General features: G+C 56.5%; 6 protein-coding genes. 4 read left to right on the top strand and 2 right to left on the bottom strand.

The window, feature by feature from the left end; genetic code table 11:
- On the bottom strand, positions 1–355 hold a 355-nt coding region (locus K8V32_RS07310), incomplete at its 3' end, for a DUF2267 domain-containing protein (protein ID WP_303905143.1).
- 374 nt (positions 356–729) lie between these two features.
- Between K8V32_RS07310 and K8V32_RS07315 the strand changes: the two genes are divergently transcribed.
- The gene (locus K8V32_RS07315; protein ID WP_303905146.1) at positions 730–2,049 is read left to right on the top strand and encodes an SLC5/6 family protein; all 1,320 of its coding nucleotides are present in this window, start codon (positions 730–732) and stop codon (positions 2,047–2,049) included.
- Between the two features lie 58 nt (positions 2,050–2,107).
- Here the strand turns inward: K8V32_RS07315 and K8V32_RS07320 are convergent, their stop codons facing one another.
- Positions 2,108–3,598 (bottom strand): SulP family inorganic anion transporter, encoded by a 1,491-nt coding sequence (locus K8V32_RS07320; protein WP_303905148.1) that lies wholly within the window; start codon positions 3,596–3,598, stop codon positions 2,108–2,110.
- A 268-nt stretch (positions 3,599–3,866) separates the two neighbouring features.
- Between K8V32_RS07320 and K8V32_RS07325 the strand changes: the two genes are divergently transcribed.
- The 3 genes from K8V32_RS07325 to K8V32_RS07335 all read left to right on the top strand — a co-directional run.
- Positions 3,867–4,367 carry an SRPBCC family protein gene (locus K8V32_RS07325; RefSeq protein WP_303905151.1) on the top strand — a complete coding sequence of 167 codons (501 nt, stop codon included), beginning with the start codon at positions 3,867–3,869 and terminating at the stop codon, positions 4,365–4,367.
- Positions 4,360–4,956: an LOG family protein gene (locus K8V32_RS07330; protein ID WP_303905156.1), complete on the top strand. Its 597-nt coding sequence runs from the start codon at positions 4,360–4,362 to the stop codon at positions 4,954–4,956. Before K8V32_RS07325 ends, K8V32_RS07330 begins: the two co-directional genes overlap by 8 nt.
- A gap of 144 nt (positions 4,957–5,100) precedes the next feature.
- On the top strand, positions 5,101–6,596 hold a 1,496-nt coding region (locus K8V32_RS07335; protein ID WP_303905159.1), incomplete at its 3' end, for an HNH endonuclease signature motif containing protein.

Below are 6,596 nucleotides of genomic sequence, written 5' to 3' on the forward strand. Positions count from 1 at the left end.
GAGTGAAATCCGTGGGAAGCGCGTTGAGCATATCGATGCGCTCACCATCAGAAACGCCTTCCAGCATGGCAGACAGGGCAGCATGCGTGCGCTTCCGACTTTGGGCCTCACCGAGCTCCAATCTGCTGCCCACCCGGGTGACAAACTCTTCTGCATCGAATTTCACCTGGTTTTTAGCGTCACCCATATTGACTACCGAACCGAGTTCTTGCGGTAACTGCGCTGCAAAATTCGCCTGTGCGCCGTCGATATCTCGTTCCGCCAGCGTCTCGGCCACGGCAAGCAGCGTGTCATTGGCTGCCTGCGTGGAGTGTATGTCCGCTCGTTGTTGGACAAGGTCAATCATCTGTGTCATGCGCATAGCGTGCTCCTTTCGTCAACACTGCTGCAATGTGCCCGTCCTGCGGCTGCTTGACCAGACACCACACCGTCTTTGGGCATTGAGTTATTGCATAGGGTGTTTTGTCCTTCTATTGTCTGCAGAAATCAATGCTTGAGCGCAAGGGATTAGCGGATATTCTGCGCTGCTACACAGCAAGTGAACAGCAAGAATGCAGCACGACAAGTCTGATGTTTTGAGAGTGAACACCCCACGCCATACTGTGCATGGAGACGAAGCTGCGGTGTGGCTCGGGTACAACTCTGTCTGGCGGTCAGGCATGATAGAAAACAACCGGTGTCCGGCAGCGCGATAATGTGGTGTTCAACGAGTATGAGGGAGCCAACGTCGTGATATCTGACAAACCAACTGACCCTGAAGCCCCAATGAACGCCAGCGATTCGGCTCCTGACGAGGATAAACGTGCATCCCGAAAGCGGCGTCGTTTCGAAAATAGTTGGGCGATTTCACTCTTTGGTACAGCTGTTGGTGCTGGCATCCTGTTTCTTCCCATGAATGCCGGGTCCGGCGGGGTCTGGCCACTGATTATCGCTACCCTACTGATTGGGCCGATGACGTTTTTTGCGCATCGCGGGCTGTCGCGGTTTGTGTCCGCCTCAGCGAATCCCGGTGCTGATATCACGGTGGTTGCCCGTGAGCTTTTTGGCCCGGTCGGTGGACAGGTTGTCACCGTCCTCTACTTCCTGGCGATCTTCCCCATCGTGATGATCTATGGCATTGCCATTACCAATACCGTCGATAGCCTGCTGGTCGAGCAACTGCATTGGGGTGCGCCTCCCCGCTGGTTACTTTCCGGGGTGTTGATTGCACTGATGATGTTGGTGATGATTCTGGGGCAACGCGTCATGCTCGTGGCCATGCAATGGCTGGTCTACCCGCTCATCGCAGCCTTGCTCGGCGTCACGCTGTTTCTCATTCCGTCGTGGCAATTAAGTTTCATCACTGAGACGACTCCTGCATGGGGCGAGATGGGTCAAGCGCTCTTATTGGTCATCCCCGTGCTGATCTTTGCATTCAACTTCTCGCCGGCGGTTTCCCAATACACTCTTGCCATGCAACGACGCTATGGTCCTGAGTCTGATGCCCGCGGCAATGTGGTGCTGCGTCGAACCACCATGCTGCTGGTCGTTTTCACCATGGGGTTCGTCTGGTCCACCGTCCTGGCCCTGGGTGCCGACGGTCTTCAGCAAGCCCGGGAGGCAAACCTGCCGGTGTTGTCCTACCTGGCTCAGGTGATGGATGCCCCCTTCATTGAATATCTCGGTCCGGCGGTCGCTATTGCCGCAATTGGTTCCTCATTCTTTGGACATTATCTGGGTGCCGCCGAAGGAGCTGCCGGAATCGTCCGTTCAGTGGTGACGGCAGCAGGCAAAGAGCCCACCGAAAAAACCATCAGTTTCGGGGTGGCTGTCTTTATCTTCCTTTCCACCTGGGTAGTCGCAATTCTCGACGTCGGCATTTTAGACATGATCGAAACCCTGGCGGGCCCAATTATTGCTGTGGTGCTGTATCTGATGCCGATGTATGCGATTCATCGTTTCGACGCGTTGGAAAAATATCGGGGCAAGGCCTCCAACGTGTTCACTACCGTAGCCGGTATCGCCGCGGTGGCCTGCATTATCTACCGAATCTTCGTTGTGGGACTTTAGCCGACCTGAGCGCAGCTCTCGCCACCAGCCTCGGCCGGCCCGGCGTGCGTCGTCGTCGTTATGTTTCCTGCGACCTGGCTGTTGGGCGGCCGAGTGGGAATTTGCCGCGCAGACCCAAAAATTCTACGGTTTTACCGCGTTGGGTGTAGCGTTCGTTGATGGCGTCCAGGGTGGCGGCGGTCGAGTGGTCCCAGATGTTGGCTTGGCGCAGATCAATGACGACGTGGTTGGGGTCTAGTGCGTATTCGAACTGGTTGGCCAGGTCGTGAGATGAGGCGAAGAACAGTTGGCCGGTCACCAGGTAGGTGGCTTTGGTTTCGGCGTCGCTGATGCTGCGAGACACCGTGGCAAAGTGCGACACGTGTCGGACAAAGGCGATCATGGCGGCCAGTACGCCCAGACCCACCCCGACGGCCAGGTTCCCGGTGACCACGGTTGGGATGACGGTGATGAGCATGACCAGGGTTTCGGATTTTGGCATGTTCTTCAGGGTGCGCGGGGCGATTGAGTGCCATTCGAAGGTTGCGTACGAGACGTAGACCATCACGGCGACGAGCACAGCCATGGGCATCAGACCGACGATGTCGCCCAGGCCGATGGCCAAAATGAGCAGGAATAGGCCGGCGACGAAGGTCGAGATGCGGGTGCGGGCTCCGGAGGCGCGCACGTTGATCATGGTTTGGCCGATCATCGCGCAGCCGCCCATGCCGCCGAAGCATCCGGCCAGCATGTTGGAGGCACCCTGACCAATAGATTCTCGGGTTTTATTGGAACCGGTGTCAGTAATATTGTCGACCAGTTGCGCCGTCATTAAGGATTCCAGTAAACCGACAACAGCCATGGCTAGGGCGGCCGGGAAGATGATTTCCAGGGTTTCCAGGTGAAAAGGGACATCCGGGATGAAGAAGAATGGCAGTTCGCTGGGGAGTTCGCCTTTATCTGCCACGGTGGGAACACTGATGTTGAAGATGATGACGATCAGGGTGACGACGATGATGGCGACCAGTGCCGACGGGACGACTTCGGTGACTTTGGGCCACAGGAAGATGATGGCCAATCCCAGGGCAAACAGCGGGTAGACGGTCCAGGGTACGTCGATCAGATCGGGCAGCTGGGCAATAAAAATGAGGATTGCCAGAGCATTGACGAAACCGGTCATGACCGATTGCGGGATGAACTTCATGAGTTTGGCAATGCCGAGGACCCCGAGCACAATCTGTAAGATGCCCGCCAGAATCACGGTGGCAAACAGGTATTGGATCCCGTGGGATGCCACAATTGGTGCGATCACGAGGGCGGTAGCGGCGGTGGCCGCGGAAATCATTGCCGGGCGTCCGCCGAGAAAGGAGATCGACATGGCCATGATGCCGGCTGCGTAGAGTCCGATCTTGGGGTCGACGTCGGCGATGAGGGCAAACGCGATGGCCTCGGGAATTAATGCGAGCGCAACCACCAGACCGGCCAGGATTTCAGTGCGCAGCCAGGCTGGTCGTTTGAAGGTTTCGCGAACGGATTGGCGTAAGGCAGGCGTAACCGTCGCCGCGGGCATACAACACCTCTGGAGTAGATTCTTGGATCAGACCACACATCGACACACGTGGTCTGGGAACATCCGCATTCTACCGAGGTTTTGGGACATGGTGTGGCAAAGCCCTCAGGTTGATCTTTGAGGTCACGTGGTGCAAAGCGTTTCCAGCCGTGCAAGAACAACGATTTCAGTGATCTGCATGGTGTTACTGTGTGGAAATGCCACCGCCGCAGGGGCAACAGATGCTAATTTCTGGTGAGAACGATAGCAAGACGCGTAGTCTGATCAGATGGCACAACATACGCAATACCCTCAGCATGTCAACGAAATCGATACCGGGCCCTTCACCATCAGTTACCGGGTGCACGTCAATGCATCTGTTGACCAGTTGTGGCCCCTGGTGGTGAATCCACACCGACATCATGAATTGGACGGTAGCGGATCACTGTCGGCCCAGGTGAGTGGCCCCGAAGTCCTCACCGAAGGGGACACCTTTAATATTTGGATGCGGCAATTTGGGGTACCCTACACGATCAAGATGCGAGTGCTCACCGCTGAGCCACACCATGAGATTGCGTGGCAACACCCGGCTAAGCACGTGTGGGCTTGGGCATTTGAAGCAGCCGGTGACGGTGGCACCTGGGTGACCGAAACCTTCGATTACCGCCAGGTGAGCCCGCTGATGCTGCGCGTGTGGAAAGCAATGGGCATGTTTAACCACAACGCACACAATATCCGCGCAACGCTGCAAGGTCTGCAGACCCACTATGCCAAGGCCGTACATGACTAAGCGACGACAGATTCATCGCATTACAGTATTCACCGGATCACGACACGGCAACAGTGACGCCTATGTTCAAGCCGTGGAATCCTTCGCTGGCACTCTTGCTGACCATGGGTACGGCCTCGTATTTGGTGGCGGCAACGTGGGATTAATGGGTGTATTGGCCGATACGGTTCTGGCATCGGGTGGCGAAGTCACCGGTATTATGCCCGAATCCTTGACGACCCAGGAGATTCCGCACCCGCATCTGACCAGCCTGGAGATTGTGCCGAATATGCACATCCGCAAAGAGCGCATGGCCGACCTCGGTGATGCTTTCGTCGCCCTACCGGGTGGAGCCGGCACGCTTGAGGAACTCTTCGAAGCCTGGACCTGGCAACAGCTAGGCATCCACACAAAACCGGTCGCGCTGCTCAATGTGGCAGGGTTCTGGGATCCACTGCTTGCCATGCTCGATCACATGGCCGCTGCAGGTTTCATGCGCACAGAATTCACTAACGCGCTCATCGTAGAAAGTGACCCAGCGGCACTGCTTGCTGCGCTGGCCTCCTGGCAACCGCCCAAGCATCCATGGAAAGACCCACACATGAGTTAATTTCGCTACACCCGGTACCGCTGTGTGAGTCCGACGACGTTGAAGAGCAGGTGCATGTTTCCTCAGGCAAGCATGCAGACAACGGTTATCCACATTCTGTGATTATGGCTCCATTAAAGTTCGAAGAAATGCTGGAGTGTCGGTATGACACAACATATTGGTACCGAGACAAATCCCGCAGGGCTCATCAGCCAAGCCCAAGGACTCCTGACCCAAGCGTTGGCATGCTACCGTGCTCCTGATGCCTATGCCAAGCTTGAACGCTTCACGGTGGAGCAAGCTTCAATCGATTGGGGCACCGTGTGGGGAACGGAGGATCCAGCGCCTAGCGGTTCGGCGCGTCCTCCGGATGTGCCGTTTCCCGTCTTAATACGAGACATCGAACAGTTGGGTCGCCAGGTTGCAGCGCTTCAAACCCTCATGGCCGGATTCGCGTCGAATGCTTATTATTCGGATGCAGAACGTGTCGAGGTCTTTGGCATGCCCGCTGGCAAAGCGGCCTTCCGCAATATCGCCGAGTATCTGCGCGATACCCTCAGAATTCCACTTCGGCAGGCCAAGGCCCGAGTCAAACTTGCTGCCGAACTTGCACCGGCTCCAAGTCTGGACGGCGGTCATATGCCGCAGTCCAGCTATCCGCAAGTGGCACAGCACTTTTTCGATGCGGCCATTGATGCAGCCGCAGCCGAGATTGTGGTGGATACGGTCAATCAGGTACAGCGCGAGGCGGCTCGAGCAAAAGTACTCACCCCAGAAGTACAAGACCGTCTCGAGACAGGCCAGCAGCATCTGGCGGCACAGGCTACGCAGTTAGATCCTGATGGGCTACGCCAGGTAGCCAAGCGATGGTCACAACACACTACCTACTGGTTCAACCAAGACGGCACGCTCGACGACAACATTTTAAATCGCAAGCGGGGTGCTTTTTATCGCGGCCATGTCCGAGGTCTGCACAATTGGATGCTGCGCGTCGATGATCTGTTCCACGAACGTCTACGCGTGCTGGCCTCCGTCGTCAATAACCCCAACACCAGTTTTGAGCCACTCAAAACCCTGCTTGAACAACTCTTTGGTACGACCCTGCCGAACTTCACCACACCGGTCATTCGGAAAAAGCCCGACAATCACGGCCAACAACCATTGTTTAGCGAAGACGAACTCGGCAATCCCGTTACTGCGGCTGATGAACGAACCCGAGAGCAAAAACTGCTCGATGGCATCACCGCGGTCATTGACACCGGCATGTCGCTGGCGTCGACGACGTTCCCAACAGTAGGTGGCCTGCCACCGCAGTTGAGCGTGATCATGGACTATCAAACACTCTATGACCAATATGCTCACCAGTGCCCAGTGACCGGTCCGTCGCACCCCAAGGCCACCACCTTCATCTCGCAGGCACTCTTTACAGGTCCTATCTCACCGTCGTCGATCAGACCGTTGTCGTGTGAAGCCGAACTGATACCGGCTGTCCTTGGCTCCAATGGGGCCCTACTGGATCTGGGACGCACAGCCCGTCAATTCTCTGCGGATCAACGGCGAGGGTTGATCGCTCGAGATCGCGGATGTGCGGCACCCAATTGTAAAATTCCGGCACCGTGGTGCGATGCTCACCATGTCGACCCCTGGAAAGACGGCGGCAG

Source organism: Enteractinococcus helveticum, from assembly GCF_020742345.1.
Lineage (GTDB): Bacteria > Actinomycetota > Actinomycetes > Actinomycetales > Micrococcaceae > Yaniella > Yaniella helvetica_A.

Coding starts and splice junctions, on each gene's coding strand:
- K8V32_RS07320 (WP_303905148.1), bottom strand. CDS start 3,598: ATGCCCGCGGCGACGGTTACGCCTGCCTTACGCCAATCCGTTCGCGAA.
- K8V32_RS07325 (WP_303905151.1), top strand. CDS start 3,867: ATGGCACAACATACGCAATACCCTCAGCATGTCAACGAAATCGATACC.
- K8V32_RS07330 (WP_303905156.1), top strand. CDS start 4,360: ATGACTAAGCGACGACAGATTCATCGCATTACAGTATTCACCGGATCA.